The sequence below is a fragment of the uncultured Algibacter sp. genome (genome assembly GCF_947495925.1).
GTDB lineage: Bacteria > Bacteroidota > Bacteroidia > Flavobacteriales > Flavobacteriaceae > Algibacter_E.
In genome coordinates, this window is the sequence record NZ_CANMAU010000002.1 from 458,717 (window position 1) to 473,677 (window position 14,961).

General features: G+C 35.2%; 13 protein-coding genes. 8 read left to right on the forward strand and 5 right to left on the reverse strand.

Translation table 11 applies throughout. From position 1 onward, the window contains the following. Positions 1–49 precede the first annotated feature (49 nt). From ilvA to azu, 3 genes are all read left to right on the forward strand, one after another. Positions 50–1,315 carry a threonine ammonia-lyase IlvA gene (gene ilvA, locus Q0857_RS05265; RefSeq protein WP_298532858.1) on the forward strand — a complete coding sequence of 422 codons (1,266 nt, stop codon included), beginning with the start codon at positions 50–52 and terminating at the stop codon, positions 1,313–1,315. A gap of 170 nt (positions 1,316–1,485) precedes the next feature. Continuing rightward, positions 1,486–3,078, forward strand: a complete 1,593-nt coding sequence (locus Q0857_RS05270; protein ID WP_298532859.1) for an NADP-dependent glyceraldehyde-3-phosphate dehydrogenase — start codon at positions 1,486–1,488, stop codon at positions 3,076–3,078. Between the two features lie 39 nt (positions 3,079–3,117). After that, positions 3,118–3,624: an azurin gene (gene azu / locus Q0857_RS05275; protein ID WP_298532860.1), complete on the forward strand. Its 507-nt coding sequence runs from the start codon at positions 3,118–3,120 to the stop codon at positions 3,622–3,624. A gap of 85 nt (positions 3,625–3,709) precedes the next feature. Here the strand turns inward: azu and Q0857_RS05280 are convergent, their stop codons facing one another. Genes Q0857_RS05280 through Q0857_RS05300 form a run of 5 tightly spaced genes read right to left on the reverse strand, consistent with a single transcriptional unit; the run spans position 3,710 to position 9,174 of the window. Further along, a complete protein-coding gene (locus Q0857_RS05280) occupies positions 3,710–4,513 on the reverse strand; it encodes a DUF1080 domain-containing protein (RefSeq protein ID WP_298532861.1) in 804 nt (267 codons plus the stop codon). Between the two features lie 29 nt (positions 4,514–4,542). Beyond that, complete coding sequence (locus tag Q0857_RS05285; RefSeq protein ID WP_298532862.1) at positions 4,543–5,130, reverse strand: gluconate 2-dehydrogenase subunit 3 family protein; 588 nt, start codon at positions 5,128–5,130, stop codon at positions 4,543–4,545. Then, entirely contained in the window at positions 5,130–6,815 is a 1,686-nt protein-coding gene (locus Q0857_RS05290) for a GMC oxidoreductase (protein WP_298532863.1), read from the reverse strand. The genes Q0857_RS05285 and Q0857_RS05290 overlap by 1 nt, the downstream gene beginning before the upstream one ends. 4 nt (positions 6,816–6,819) lie before the next feature. Next, positions 6,820–7,443, reverse strand: coding sequence for a gluconate 2-dehydrogenase subunit 3 family protein (locus tag Q0857_RS05295; protein WP_298532864.1), 624 nt, complete (start codon positions 7,441–7,443; stop codon positions 6,820–6,822). A gap of 3 nt (positions 7,444–7,446) precedes the next feature. Next, complete coding sequence (locus Q0857_RS05300; protein ID WP_298532865.1) at positions 7,447–9,174, reverse strand: GMC oxidoreductase; 1,728 nt, start codon at positions 9,172–9,174, stop codon at positions 7,447–7,449. A 136-nt stretch (positions 9,175–9,310) separates the two neighbouring features. On the opposite strand from Q0857_RS05300, the gene Q0857_RS05305 reads away from it, so the two are divergent. From Q0857_RS05305 to Q0857_RS05325, 5 genes are all read left to right on the forward strand, one after another. After that, positions 9,311–10,354, forward strand: a complete 1,044-nt coding sequence (locus Q0857_RS05305; protein WP_298532866.1) for an AraC family transcriptional regulator — start codon at positions 9,311–9,313, stop codon at positions 10,352–10,354. A 94-nt stretch (positions 10,355–10,448) separates the two neighbouring features. Then, the gene (locus Q0857_RS05310) at positions 10,449–11,402 is read left to right on the forward strand and encodes a TIM barrel protein (RefSeq protein ID WP_298532867.1); all 954 of its coding nucleotides are present in this window, start codon (positions 10,449–10,451) and stop codon (positions 11,400–11,402) included. A 22-nt stretch (positions 11,403–11,424) separates the two neighbouring features. Next, entirely contained in the window at positions 11,425–12,633 is a 1,209-nt protein-coding gene (locus Q0857_RS05315; RefSeq protein WP_298532868.1) for a sugar MFS transporter, read from the forward strand. Positions 12,634–12,681: 48 nt separating this feature from the next. After that, the gene (locus tag Q0857_RS05320) at positions 12,682–13,815 is read left to right on the forward strand and encodes a Gfo/Idh/MocA family oxidoreductase (protein ID WP_298532869.1); all 1,134 of its coding nucleotides are present in this window, start codon (positions 12,682–12,684) and stop codon (positions 13,813–13,815) included. 49 nt (positions 13,816–13,864) lie between these two features. Continuing rightward, the gene (locus Q0857_RS05325; protein ID WP_298532870.1) at positions 13,865–14,917 is read left to right on the forward strand and encodes a sugar phosphate isomerase/epimerase; all 1,053 of its coding nucleotides are present in this window, start codon (positions 13,865–13,867) and stop codon (positions 14,915–14,917) included. The last annotated feature ends 44 nt before the right edge of the window (positions 14,918–14,961 follow it).

A 14,961-nucleotide genomic window follows, 5' to 3' on the forward strand; every position in this document is an offset into this window, starting at 1 on the left:
ATTTTTATTCTGTAACTTGCATTATTGAAATATCTCTAAAAAAGTAATAATGAATCAGGAAAAACAAACTTATTTTCCTACTATTGAAAGTGTGAAAATGGCAGCTGAAACAATTAAAAAAGTATCTGCCATTACCCCTTTAACTCTAAGTTTACGGTATTCTAAGTTATTTGAGGCAAATATTTTTTTTAAGCGTGAAGATTTACAACAGGTTCGTTCTTATAAAATAAGAGGTGCTTACAATAAAATAAGTTCACTTACTTCTACCGAATATAACCATGGTGTGGTTTGTGCTAGTGCCGGAAATCATGCTCAAGGTGTTGCGTTATCTTGTAAATTGTTAAAAATAAAAGGCACCATATTTATGCCAGCGCCTACACCAAATCAAAAAGTAGACCAAGTTAAAATGTTTGGTGAAGAATTTATTGAAATAAAACTTATAGGAGATACATTTGATGATGCCTATCATGCAGCTATGTTGGAATGTGAAGAACTGGGGAAAACTTTTATTCATCCCTTCAATGATGAAAAGGTTATCGAAGGACAGGCTACTATTGGATTAGAAATTTTGGAGGATTCTGAAGTTTCAATAGACTATTTATTTGTAGCTGTTGGTGGGGGTGGACTGGCAGCGGGGTTGTCGACAGTATTTAAATCATTATCTCCAAAAACCAAAATTATTGGTGTAGAGCCAGAGGGTGCTCCATCCATGACTGTTTCTTTAAGTAATAATAAAAATACAACATTAAGGACTATTGAAAAATTTATTGATGGAGCTGCCGTAAAGCGTGTTGGAGATTTGAATTTTGATATCTGCAAACAGAATTTGAATAAAATGTTAACCGTTCCTGAAGGTAAAGTATGTGAAACTATTTTAGAACTTTATAATAAGGATGCTATCGTTGTTGAGCCAGCAGGTGCTTTGAGTATTTCTGCCTTGGATTTTTATGCCGAAGAGATTAAAGGTAAAAATGTTGTTTGCGTTATAAGTGGTAGTAATAATGATATTACTAGAACCCCGGAAATAAAGGAACGCGCCTTATTATATGCCAATTTAAAACACTATTTTATAGTTAATTTTCCACAGCGCTCAGGGGCTTTAAAAGAGTTTGTTGTTGATATTTTAGGTGACAATGATGATATCACTTACTTTCAATATGCAAAAAAGACCAATCGAGAGAATGGATCTGCTGTTGTGGGAGTAGAGTTGAAATCAGCTGCAGATTTAGAACCCTTAATTACAAGAATGAAGGCACATAATTTTTATGGCGATTATTTGAATGATAAGCCTGATTTATTTCAGTTTCTCGTTTGATTTTTTGGCTTTTGGGGAAGTGTTTAGCCGAAATCGTTTTCGTTGAAATACAGATACTTATTTTCAATACCTCTACTAAATTATAGTTATTTTAATTAATTTGGATGATATAATTTAATTAGACTAAAATCATTCTATTAAGTTTGATTTTAGTATTACTATATAGTTTTATGAAAAATTCATTTGTAGAAATTCCGGAAACTTATCAAATTAAATCACTTTTACATCAAAAAACATACCTTGTAAATGGAGAACTGAGAAATTGGGAAGGAGATACCGCCGAGGTCTTTTCAACAATTTCGTCTACTTTAGAATACAAACAAACGCTTTTAGGAACTATCCCGCAATTAGGGGAAAAGGAAGCTTTAGAGGTTCTGGATTCTGCTACTTTGGCCTACGACAATGGCAAAGGTTTATGGCCTACTATGAAAGTTGGAGATAGAATTGCATGTATGGAAACCTTTGTTGAGCAAATGAAGACAAAGCGTGAAGAAGTTGTAAAGCTACTTATGTGGGAAATAGGTAAGAATTTACCAGACTCGGAAAAAGAATTCGATAGAACGGTAGATTACATTTATGATACCATTGAAGCGTATAAGCAAATAGATAGAGATTCTGCTAAATTTGAGAAAAACTCAGGTGTTTATGCTCATATTAGGAGAGGTCCACTCGGGGTAGTTTTATGCTTAGGACCATATAATTATCCTTTAAATGAAACATTTACCTTGCTAATTCCTGCATTGATTATGGGGAATCCTGTTATATTCAAACCAGCGAAGTTAGGTGTTTTATTAATCTCTCCATTATTGGAAGCTTTTCAAAGTAGTTTTCCCGAAGGCGTAGTAAATATTGTTTATGGTCGAGGAAGGGTGTTGGCTACCCCCATTATGAAATCTGGAAAAATTGACGTTTTAGCTTTAATAGGTAATAGTAAATCTGCGAATGCACTTCAAGCGCAGCACCCTAAAGGAAATCGATTAAGGATGGTTTTAGGATTAGAAGCTAAAAATCCTGCTATTGTTTTACCGGATGCGGATTTGGATTTGGCTGTTGAAGAATGTATTGCAGGAACGTTATCTTTTAATGGGCAACGATGTACAGCGCTTAAGGTGCTATATGTTCATGAATCGGTTGTTGAGGAGTTTAATAGACGATTTGCGTTCAAGGCAGATCAACTTAAATTTGGAAACCCTTGGGAGACTGATGTAAAATTAACACCGCTACCAGAGGAAGATAAACCTGCTTATATTCAGGAACTAATTGATGATGCTAAAGAAAAAGGAGCTAAAATATTAAACAAAAAAGGAGGGCAAACTAATGATAATTTTATTTTCCCTGCAGTTTTGTATCCGGTAACAAAAGATATGCGGGTATTTAAGGAAGAGCAATTTGGTCCTGTTATACCTGTTGTTTCGTTTTCGGATATTGAAGAGCCTCTTGACGATATGGCCGAGTCTAATTACGGGCAGCAAGTGAGTCTGTTTGGTAAGAACATACACACGCTATCACCATTAATTGATACTTTGGTGAATTTAGTGTGTCGTGTAAATTTAAACAGCTCATGTCAACGAGGACCAGACGTGTATCCGTTTACAGGAAGAAAAGATTCTGCCTTTGGAACTTTAAGCGTGCATGATGCTTTGCGTTCATTTTCTATAAGAACTTTTGTCGCTTCAAAAGCGAATGACTATAATAATGCTATTTTAGAAGAGTTATTGAATCAGAAAACTTCAAATTTCATTAGTACTGATTATATTTTATAATTCATTATTGAGTATTTTTACATATAAATTTTTGAAAAAATGAATGTATTTAAGTTAATAGTTTTGTCGTGTTTAGTCGTTTTTGCTTCTAGTTGTGGAGATAAAAAAGCAAAGAAAAGTGAAGGTTTTTCATATGAAAAGAAATCTGAAGTTGCGAAGGAAGTAAAGAGTAACCCTAATGATGTTGTTATTACAAGTAACGATATGATGCAATTTAATAAGAAAGAGATTAAAGTTAAGGCGGGTCAAAAGGTTAAAGTGACTTTAAAACATATCGGAAAAATGGATAAAAATGTTATGGGGCATAATTTTGTGCTATTAAAACAAGGTGTTGATATTATGGCATTTGGGAATAAGGCAGCTACCGAGAAAGACAATGGTTATATTCCAACAGGAACTGAAGATGTGATTGCGTATACTAAAACAATAGGAGGAGGAGAAACGGCGGTCGTTGAGTTTGATGCTCCAGAAAAGGGGACTTATGATTTTTTATGTAGTTTTCCAGGGCATTATGCATTAATGAAAGGGAAATTTATTGTTGAATAATTTATCATTCTTTCAATAATAAAAAAGCACATATTTAAATATGTGCTTTTTTATTAACTAGTCTCGGCGCAATTTACTTCTTCTGCTAAAGCTTTAAAATTTCAATGTCTTTAAACTCAACAGGGTGACTTTCACTTTGTAAAGAAATATAGCCACCTGTAACAGGTTGTCCTTCTTTTGCTTTCCAGTAAGCTTCGTTAAAATCTACCTTGCCCCCAAAAACAGGCTTGTTATATCTCATTATTTCATTGCCATTAATAAAATGTTTAATAATTGAATCATGGTGTACCTCAATTTCAATATCTACCCATTGATCTCCATGATAAGTTGCAGAGTTTGAGGTAATGCAATGATCGGTTTGTAATATTTTATTAATTTCTACATGTGTTCCTGGAGTGCATAAATTACCAGTGGCACGTTCGTCGGTTCCATTGCCACCTAACAACTGTACTTCAATAGAAACAGGAAAGTTTTGATCAAGTCCTATTTTATTTGGATCCTCACAATGAATCATGATACCGCTATTTCTATTTGCCCATGCCGCACCATCTGATAGTTGATTTCCAGTAAACCTATATTTCATCCTGAATTTATAGTTAGAAAATGGATTTTTGTAATAAATATGACCGAACGTATTATTAAAAGTATCATTGTATTTGCTATAATCTACCTTTAAAACACCATCTTCAGCTATAAATGTATTATTAAAATTTTCCCTTGCTGGATGTCCTTTAATTTTTACAATCCAATCATTTAAGTTCGTCCCATTGAATAATTTTACCCAATTTTCTTTGACTATTTTGGGTTGAATGTTTTCTTTTTTCTCTTTGCAAGAAAAAGCTATAAAGGCGCAAAGTATTAGAGTTATGAGTATGAATTTGTTTTTCATATGAAATTATTTTTTTTAATATAATAGATTTACAGAGACCAATCTTTACCGTTAGTTGCTTCCTGAACGCTAATGCATCCTTTTTGAACTCCAGGAATTGGGTCGTAAGCTAATACGTGCTTCCCTATATCTTCGCTTGTTTTGAATGCCCAAACAGATTGGTTTTTAAGGTCCATTAAGGTCATGAATATTTGGTTTTTGCCTTTGGTGTATTGTCTTTGTTTTTCCTTGCCACATCTTAAATATTTTGACAATAATTTATCATAGGAATCAAGGTTAATAGAATTTACCTCTTTTTCAGATACACCTAATTCATTCATAATGGCCGAAAGCCCTTCTTTTAGAGTTTCTTTCTTTTTCAAGTTATATGCCTTGAAGGCATAAACATCTATAAATTCGGGAACATTTACGTCTAGGGCTCCAGGCGTAGACTTGGTTTTTGGTAGAATTAAATCAACGAGTTGCTTAATGACAGTGCCTTCATTTTGAGTAAAGAAAAGAGGTTGCCACACCTTCGTCTCAGATTTACAACTTTGTAATATACTTAATGCGCTTGGAACAATAGCTGTATACCCTATGGTTAATCCTAACTGTTTTAAGGCTTTACGTCTATTCATTATTTTAAAGCTTTGAAATGTTTTACGGCATGATTCGCAGCTCTAGCAGTTAATGCCATATAGGTTAAAGACGGGTTTTGGCAACCAGATGAAGTCATGCAAGCACCATCGGTAACATATACATTTGGCACATCATGAATTTGATTGTTTTTGTTTAAAACAGATGTTTTGGGATCTCTACCCATTCTAGCGGTACCCATTTCATGAATTCCTACACCTGGGGCCTGTGGATTATCAAATATGTTAACATCCTTAAAACCTGCTTTTTCCAACATATCAGCTGCTTGGATAGTCATGTCTTTTCGCATGGCATATTCATTTTCTTTCCATTCCGCGTCAAAGGTAATGGTAGGTAACCCCCACTGATCCAATTTATCATAGTCAAGAGTCATTTTATTCTCATGGTATGGTAAGCATTCTCCAAAGCCACCAAGTCCCATGCTCCATTGCCCGGGTTCAAGTATTTTTTCTTTAAATTCTGCTCCATAACCTAATTCAGCAACATGCTCATAAATGCCTTTTCTTCCTGCTCCACCTTGGTAGCCATAACCTCTTAGGAAGTTTTTGTTTTTACTGGTACTATCTCCTAGGTTTCTAAACCTTGGAATGTAAATGCCATTTGGTCTTCTACCTTTAAAATAAAAATCTTCAAAACCATCAATTTTCCCTGATGCTCCTGCCCCAAGATGATGGTCCATGATATTATGACCTAATTCTCCTGAGTCATTACCTAGTCCATTAGGAAACCTGTCTGACTTAGATTGTAGTAATATGGATGCCGATGCCATAGCGGAAGCACAACAAAAAATAATATCGGCCTTAAATTCAAGTTTTTCCTTTGTTTCAGAATCTATGATTTTGACACCTGTTGCTTTCCTAAGGTCTGCATCGTAAATAATTTCATAGGCAATAGAATGTGGTCTTAGAGTCATGTTCCCTGTTCGCTCTGCTGCGGGTAATGTAGATGCATTACTGCTAAAATATCCACCATAAGGACATCCTCTGCTGCATCTATTTCTAAATTGACATTTAGCTCTTCCTTCGTGCGGAATATTGCCTGTTATATGAGCTGCTCTCCCAATGGTTAAAACTCTGTTGTGGTTTTTTGCCATTTCTTCTTTTAAATGTTTTTCCACACAGTTTAGCTCCATCGGAGGTTCAAATACACTGTCAGGTAGTTGGGGTAAGCCCAAGGCCTCTCCACTAACACCGATATATTTTTCAACATAACTATACCAAGGAGCAATATCTTTATATCTTATAGGCCAATCAACACCGTGACCGTCCTTCATATTGGCTTCAAAATCTAAATCACTGAGTCTATAACTTTGTTTTCCCCAAGTTATTGATCTTCCACCAACATGATAACCACGCATCCAATTGAAACTTTTCTTTTCGTTATAAGGGTGGTCTATATCATCAACAAACCAGTGGTGCGTCGGTTCCTTCATTATATAGGCAGTTCGTGCTTGCTTAAACTGTCTTGATTTTTCTTTTTCCGTAACCTCCCCTCTTAGTTTCATGTCCCAAGGGTCCAAATTCATAGTAGGATAGTCTTCAATATGTTTTACCATTCTACCTCGTTCTAGCACTAATGTTTTAAGTCCGTTTTCGCAAAGTTCTTTAGCCGCCCAACCACCGGTAATACCAGTTCCTATTACTATAGCATCATAAGTCTCTCTCATAGTTTTATAACGACCAAGCTCGGTTGTTTGATATTTCTTTTAAAGATACACATCCATTATATGACCCCGGGATAGGGTCGTATGCTAACACTTCTTCTCCAATTTTTTCAGAAGTACAATATCCGAAAATAGTATAATACCGCACAGATAGCAAAAATTTATAAAGATTATAAGATTCTAGTTCATCAGGAGTTACATTATTTTTTCTTTGACTTTTTAAAATCTCCTCCGAATCTTTATCAGAAAGATTAAAATACTTAGAAACTAAAGTTTCGTAATCTTCACGGGTTCCTTCCGAGGCTTCCTTTCCTAATGATTTTTTAAAATTATTAGCGAATTGCTTAGCACCTTCCTTGAAAGTATCTTGATTTGAAACTATTTCTATATCGTGATACATTAAATCTAAAAATTGCGGAATATTTACATCTAAAGCTCCAGGTGTATCTGAAGGAGGTATTATAATATCTACTAAGTTGGTAACCATTAGTTTCTCATCTTCAGATAAGAATAAAGGTGTCCAATCATTTGTCTCGGCTTTGCACGATGCGAATAGATTCATTATTGTGGGAGTGGCTACAGTATAGCCTAGCCCCATAGTTAAGTTTTTTAAAGCATCTCTTCTATTCATAATTTAAAGGCTTTTATTCTTTTTAAACATTTCTGCAGCGTGATTTGCCGCTCTAGCCGTAAGCGCCATGTAGGTAAGCGAAGGGTTTTGGCAAGCAGAAGAGGTCATACAGGCTCCATCGGTAAGATAAACATTAGGCACGGTATGTATTTGGTTGTTTTTGTTGAGTACTGATGTTTTTGGGTCGTGTCCCATACGCGCTGTTCCCATTTCATGAATACCTGTTCCTGGAATAGCTTCTGCTTTATGGCCTTGCACATTTTTATATCCTGCTGATTTTAACATGGTAATAGCTTGATTCATCATATCATCACGCATTTTTAATTCATTCTCTTTGTATTCAACATCGAAGTCAATAGTTGGTAACCCCCATTCATCAAGTTTCTCATAGTTTAATGAAATCTTGTTTTCATGATAAGGTAAACATTCGCCAAAGGCTCCCATGCCAATACTCCAAGTACCTGGCTTGAGTATTTTTTCTTTTAGATCTTTGCCGAAGCTTAATTCTTTTACAGCAGATTTCCAATTGCCACGTCTTGCACCCCCTTGATAACCATACCCACGAATAAAACCTTTTGCTTCGGTAGTATGATCTCCTAAGTTTCTGAATCTAGGAATATAGAATCCATTCGGGCGGTTGCCTTTATAATATTTGTCATCAAATCCTTCAACTTCTGCTGAAGCACCTACTTGGTAGTGATGATCCATTACATTGTGTCCTAATTCACCGCTATCGTTACCTAAACCATTAGGAAATCGTTCAGATTTCGATTGCATTAAAATAGCAGCAGAAGCTATGGCCGAGGCACAATTAAAAATAATATCTGCTTTAAAAAATATTTTTTCTTTGGTTTCTGAATCTATAACTTTCACACCAGTAGCTAAACCCGAAGCATCGTCGTAAACAATTTCGTATGCAATAGAATTAGGTCTTAAATGCATGTTTCCAGTTCTTTCGGCTGCTGGAAGCGTTGAGGAGTTGCTGCTAAAATATCCTCCAAAAGGGCAACCTCTTACACATCTATTTCTGTACTGACAGTTTGATCGTCCTTCATGTATGGCATTACCAGTTAAATGTGCTGCTCTACCAATGGTAAGTAAGCGATTGTCATCAAACTTGCCTTGTAGTTTTTCTTTTAAATCTTTTTCTACACAGTTTAATTCCATAGGATCAGAAAGCTTACCGTCTGGTAACTGAGGAAGTCCTAGGTTTTCACCCGAGACCCCTATAAATTCCTCAACCTTGTCGTACCAAGGAGCGATATCTTTATAGCGTATTGGCCAATCAACACCATGCCCATCTTTTTTGTTGGCTTCAAAATCTAAGTCACTTAATCTATAGGACTGTTTTCCCCACATAATAGATCGCCCTCCTACATGATACCCTCGAAGCCATAAAAACTTTTTTGTTTCATTATAAGGGTGTTTTAAATCATCAACAAACCAGTGTTTGGAGGCAGGACCTGTTAGAGCACCGTTCCAAAGGCTGCTTTGTCTTTTTTGATTTTTTAAATCATCAGGGTTTTGCTTTTCCCGATGTTTGAAATCCCAAGGATCCATGTACATGGTTGGGTAATCTTCAATATGTTTTACCATTCTTCCACGTTCTAGTACTAAAGTTTTTAGCCCGTTTTCGCAGAGTTCTTTTGCTGCCCATCCACCACTAATACCTGTGCCAATTACAATGGCATCATATTTTGTAGGATATTCTGTTAAAGTGTCATTATTCATTTAAAAGTGAAATATCTATTAAGGATATGATAATATTTAATGTTTAGTTTTGTTGAAAAAATAGAAAATAATGTTTTTTTTTCTATTAAATGGAAAAATAGCTATTTTGCATCTTATAAGTGTTTAAAATATTTCAGTGAAAACAAATATACAGGGAATAAAGCCATATGAGGCTGATGGGGTTGTGTATCATGCAGATACATGTTTGCCTTTAATAGATGCAGTGTATAGAAAAAAATTGAAGTTTAAAGCTTTAGCTCGTCATACCTATCCTGGCGAGCGATTAGATCAAAATACATTGGGCTTGAATAGCATTGGTTACTGGGATGCTAGCGAGCCTCAAGATTGGGGTTTGGATTGGCACAGAAATGAAGGTATTGAATTTCATTTTTTGGAATCAGGAACGATGCCTTATTCACAGGAGGGTAAAGAAGTAGAACTTACTCCAAATCATCTTACAATTACAAGGCCTTGGGAAGCTCATAAAGTTGGAAATCCCAATATTGGGATGGGTAAATTTTATTGGGTTATTATTGATTTAGAGGTTCGGCGACCTCATCAAGAATGGGTTTGGCCAGATTGGGTTACTTTGACTAAAGATGATTTGTCTCAATTAACAACAATGCTAAGGCATAATGAAAAATCTATTTTAAAAACCGGACAGCGAGTTAGGGACTGTTTTAAACGGATAAATATTGCTATAAATACAGATGAAAATGGTAGCAATGCTTCTCGGATTCGATTGTTGATTAATTATTTATTGATATTAATTTTAGATGGGTTGAAGACTGAAAATATTGTTTTAAATGAATCGTTAACTGACAGTTCAAGAAGTGTGCAGTATTTTTTAAAAGAATTGGAAGAAAATCTTTCGGAGAATTGGACAATTGAAAAAATGGCACAATCTGCCGGAGTTGGATTAACCCGCTTTACATATCATTGTAAGCAATTGACTAATTTAACACCCATGCGGTATCTTAATATTCGGCGTTTAGAAATGGCAAAAAAAATTCTTCTGGAGCATCCTAAATTAACCATTAGCGAGGTAGCGTATACGTGTGGGTTTACTACAAGTCAATATTTTTCTACGGTATTTAAAAAGCATGAAAAATCGTCTCCAAATGAATATCGTAGCAGGTTTCATGTGAGTAAAAATATTTGTGCTTACCCTGGAGTGTAAATTTGTTTAATTTTTTTCACTGAATAAAAATAAACAGTGAATGCCTTTTATTTCAATATTTTCGCATATCTCCATAATCAAATAGATTCTAGATATGAAACGTAGAGATTTTATTTTAAAAGCGTCTCAAAGTAGTTTGGCTTTTTCAGCTTTGGGTTTATGCGCGTTTAACGGTTTTGAAAAAAATCGAATATTAGAAGAAGATGTGTTTTCAAATGAGTTTTTTTTCAAAATTTCTTTAGCACAATGGTCTTTTCATCGCTCTCTTCAAAGTGGTGTTATGGATCATTTAGATTTTGCAGCAAAGGCCAGAAGTTTTGGTTGTGAGGGTATAGAATATGTTAATGGTTTTTTTAAAAATAAGGCTAAGGATATGGCATATTTAAAAGAGATGAATGTGCGAGCAAATTCTGAAGGTCAGCAAAATGTATTAATCATGGTTGACGGAGAAGGAAATATGGCCGATGTCGATAATAAGAAGCGATTAAAGGCTGTTAAAAACCACTTTAAATGGGTGGAAGCTGCGCATTTTTTAGGCTGTCATGCTATTAGAGTAAATCTTGCAGGAGGAATTGATAAAGCAGATGCTGTTAAAGCTGGTGTAGATTCATTAACTAAATTGTCAGAATTTGCAAAAGGTTCAAATATTAATGTTTTAGTTGAGAATCATGGAGGGTTTTCGTCAAACGGGGAATGGATGACTAAAGTGTTTTCTCAAATTAAAAATGAAAATTGTGGAACCCTACCGGACTTTGGGAACTTTTGTATCAAAAAGGATAAAGATCGCAATTGTTTAGAAGCATATGATAAATATAAAGGTATGAAAGAATTGTTGCCTTTTGCAAAAGCGGTAAGTGCAAAATCTTATGATTTTGATGTTGAAGGAAATGAAACTACGATAGACTACTTGAAAGTGATGAAAATGGTAAAAGATGTCGGCTACAAAGGTTTTGTAGGTATTGAATTTGAAGGTCATGGTATGACTGAAGCGGCAGGAATAAAAGCAACGAGAGATTTACTAACTAAAGTTGGAAAACAACTATCTTAAATTTAAATAATTAAAACATATTATGGAGAATATTAATAAAAACAGATTGTTTTTGGCGGCATGTATTTCGCTAATTGTAACAGCAATGACTTTTGCAATACGTGCAGGAATATTGGGACAATTAGGTGTGGATTTCCAATTATCTGATACGGAGTTGGGATGGGTAAACAGTATGGCTTTTTTAGGTTTTCCTATTGCTACAATTTTTGGAGGATTAGTTTATAATTCAGTAGGCCCGCGTAAATTAATGATGGTAGCATTTGTTTCTCATTTATTAGGATTGCTCTTAACGATATTTGCGGGTGGGTTTTGGACATTGCTTATTTCTACATTTTTTATTGGTTTTGCAAATGGTTCTGTAGAAGCTGCTTGTAATCCGTTAATAGCAAATATGTATACTGATAATAGAACAACCATGTTAAATAAGTTTCATGTATGGTTTCCAGGTGGAATTGTAATTGGTGCTTTGGCTTCAAAGTTTATGACTGATTTGGATATGGGGTGGCAAATACAAATAGGAATCATGTTGATTCCAACACTATTATACGGGTTCTTATTCTTTGGACAAGCTTTTCCAAAAAACGAAAATATTATATCAGATACGAAAATGAATATAAAGAGTTTGTTGTCTCCTCTTTTTATTTTTATAGCCATTTGTATGACATTAACAGCAACAACAGAATTAGGAACACAACAATGGGTAGAAAAAATACTTGGGAATACGGGGGCTAGTCCTATGTTAATACTAGCTATGGTAACTGGTTTAATGGCTGTTGGGCGTTACTTTGCAGGTCCGGTTATTCATAAGCTAAATCCTCCTGGAGTATTATTGGGTTCAGCTATAATAGCAGCAATAGCTATTTATATGATGAGTACCGCTACTGGCGGAATGGTTTATGTTTCGGCTATTTTATTTGCTATTGGTGTATGTTATTTCTGGCCAACTATGATAGGTTTTGTGAGTGAGTACATTCCGAAAACAGGAGCTCTAGGGATGTCTTTAGTTGGGGGTGCAGGTATGTTTGCAACCAGTATTTGGCAACCTGTAATAGGGTCTTGGCTAGATAAAGCAAAATCAACAGCATTGGATGCGGGAGCTTCTGTCGAACAAGCGGAATTGATAGCAGGTCAAGAAACGTTGAGCAATATTGCTATTTTTCCAATGGTGTTAGTTGTTCTTTTTGGCATCTTATATACACAACGCAAAAAATTAGAAGCTAATAGGGTTTAACTTATAAAGTACAAGTAAAAAGGATTGATAGAAAAAAAATAAATAAAAATGGCACAAAAAATTAAGTTAGGTGTTTTAGGAGGAGGTGGAGATTCTCTTATAGGCGTATTGCACAGAGTAGCTTCTGCAATGCATGATCAATATGAAATTGTTGGAGGCGTGTTTAATCCAAATTTTGAAGAAAATATAGGTTTTGCTGAGGAAATAGGCATGAGAACAGATAGGATATATAGTGATTTTGATACGTTTGTAAAGGAGGAGGTAAGGCTTCCGAAAGAAGAGCGAATTCAGGTAGTTTCTGTTTTGACTCCAAATTTTTTGCATTTTCCAATGGCAAAAAAACTCATTGAAAATGGATTTCATGTAATATGTGAAAAACCATTAACTACTACTTTAGATGAAGCTCACATACTTGAGGCTGCACTTGAAAAGTCTAAAACTGTTTTTGCTGTAACCTATACATATACTGGTTATCCTATAGTTAGACAAATGCGTGAGATGATTCATTCTGGAGTCATTGGAGAAGTTCATAAAGTAGATATTCAATATTACCAAGGTTGGATAAATCCTATACTATTAGATAAAGAGTTAAGAAAAACCATTTGGAGATTAGATCCCAAAAAAGCTGGGATAAGTAGTTGTGTCGGTGATATAGGAACACACGCATTTAACATGGCAGAGTATTTGACAGGACAAGAAGTGAAGACGGTTTTGGCTGATCTTAATACGCGTTACGACGATAATCAATTAGATGTAGATGGTACTGTGCTAATTCGCTTTTCAAAACATGTTAAAGGTGTTATTCGTTCAAGTCAAATTGCAACAGGTGAAGAAAACGGACTTGCGGTTAAAATATATGGTACTAAAGGCGGTTTTAATTGGGAGCAAGAAAACCCTAATTTTTTATATCATTTAACAGATGATAAGCCAGTACAAATTTTAAAGCCAGGACATGCATATAATGGAGAAGTGTCCTTAGACGGTACAAAATTACCTCCAGGACATCCAGAGGGTATATTTGATTCTATGGGAAATATTTATTTTGGGGTAGCTAAGGCAATTAGAGGTTTGGATTATGATGCCGGAGAATATCCAAACATAAATGATGGTGTGAGAGGAATGAAATTTATTGAAAAATGTGTAGAGTCTCATAAAAAAGGTAACGTTTGGTTAGAGTTATAGAATAGAATTAATTACATATAACCTGTTTTGAAATAATAAAATTTAACGAATGAAAACAATAAAAGGACCAGCTGTGTTCTTAGCACAATTTACTGGAAGCGAAGCGCCATTTAATTCTTTAGATGGGATGTGTAAATGGGCGGCTGATTTAGGATATAAAGGGATTCAAATTCCAACGTGGGAATTGAGTTTGATAGATGTTGAAAAGGCTGCTGAGAGTCAGACGTATTGTGATGAATTGAAAGGGAAAGTGAATTCGTATGGCTTGGAGATTACTGAATTATCGACGCATTTACAGGGGCAATTAGTGGCTGTAAATCCAGCTTACGATACTATGTTTGATGGTTTTGCGCCAGAGCATGTTAGAAATAATCCTAAGGCCAGAACGGAATGGGCGATAGATTTTGTTAAAAAATCGGGTACTGCAAGTGCACGATTAGGGTTGAAGGCACATGCAACATTTTCGGGAGCGTTAATGTGGCATACCATGTATCCTTGGCCGCAACGCCCAAGTGGATTGGTGGAAATGGGATTTAAAGAATTAGCTAAGCGTTGGTTGCCCATTTTAAATCATTTTGATGAACAAGGTGTAGATGTATGTTATGAAATTCATCCAGGTGAAGATTTACATGATGGGGTTTCTTATGAACGTTTTTTGGAAGCTACAGGAAATCATAATCGTGCTAATATTTTGTACGACCCGAGTCATTATGTATTACAGCAGTTGGATTATTTATCGTTTATAGATATTTATCATGAGCGCATTAGAGCGTTTCATGTGAAGGATGCTGAGTTTAACCCAACTGGTCGCCAAGGCGTTTATGGGGGTTATTCTGATTGGAAAGATCGTGCTGGTAGATTTAGAAGTTTAGGAGACGGACAAGTAGATTTTACCGGGATATTTTCAAAACTGACCAAATATGGTATTGATGCTTGGGCAGTTATGGAATGGGAGTGTTGCATAAAATCGTCTGAACAAGGAGCAAGAGAAGGAGCTCCTTTTATTAAAAAACATATTATTGAAGCGGCAACAAGTAGTTTTGATGATTTTGCTGGTAATGATATTGATGAAGGATTTTTGAAGAGTGTTTTGGGGATATAGAATTTTTAGTCCTGTTAGATATCTAAAACTTGGCAGTTTTTTTA

Excerpts from the sequence above, each read along its gene's own strand:
- Q0857_RS05280 (WP_298532861.1), bottom strand. The coding sequence starts at position 4,513 with ATGAAAAACAAATTCATACTCATAACTCTAATACTTTGCGCCTTTATA.
- Q0857_RS05300 (WP_298532865.1), bottom strand. The coding sequence starts at position 9,174 with ATGAATAATGACACTTTAACAGAATATCCTACAAAATATGATGCCATT.
- Q0857_RS05325 (WP_298532870.1), top strand. The coding sequence starts at position 13,865 with ATGAAAACAATAAAAGGACCAGCTGTGTTCTTAGCACAATTTACTGGA.
- Q0857_RS05285 (WP_298532862.1), bottom strand. The coding sequence starts at position 5,130 with ATGAATAGACGTAAAGCCTTAAAACAGTTAGGATTAACCATAGGGTAT.
- Q0857_RS05320 (WP_298532869.1), top strand. The coding sequence starts at position 12,682 with ATGGCACAAAAAATTAAGTTAGGTGTTTTAGGAGGAGGTGGAGATTCT.
- Q0857_RS05315 (WP_298532868.1), top strand. The coding sequence starts at position 11,425 with ATGGAGAATATTAATAAAAACAGATTGTTTTTGGCGGCATGTATTTCG.
- Q0857_RS05295 (WP_298532864.1), bottom strand. The coding sequence starts at position 7,443 with ATGAATAGAAGAGATGCTTTAAAAAACTTAACTATGGGGCTAGGCTAT.
- Q0857_RS05290 (WP_298532863.1), bottom strand. The coding sequence starts at position 6,815 with ATGAGAGAGACTTATGATGCTATAGTAATAGGAACTGGTATTACCGGT.
- ilvA (WP_298532858.1), top strand. The coding sequence starts at position 50 with ATGAATCAGGAAAAACAAACTTATTTTCCTACTATTGAAAGTGTGAAA.
- azu (WP_298532860.1), top strand. The coding sequence starts at position 3,118 with ATGAATGTATTTAAGTTAATAGTTTTGTCGTGTTTAGTCGTTTTTGCT.
- Q0857_RS05270 (WP_298532859.1), top strand. The coding sequence starts at position 1,486 with ATGAAAAATTCATTTGTAGAAATTCCGGAAACTTATCAAATTAAATCA.
- Q0857_RS05310 (WP_298532867.1), top strand. The coding sequence starts at position 10,449 with ATGAAACGTAGAGATTTTATTTTAAAAGCGTCTCAAAGTAGTTTGGCT.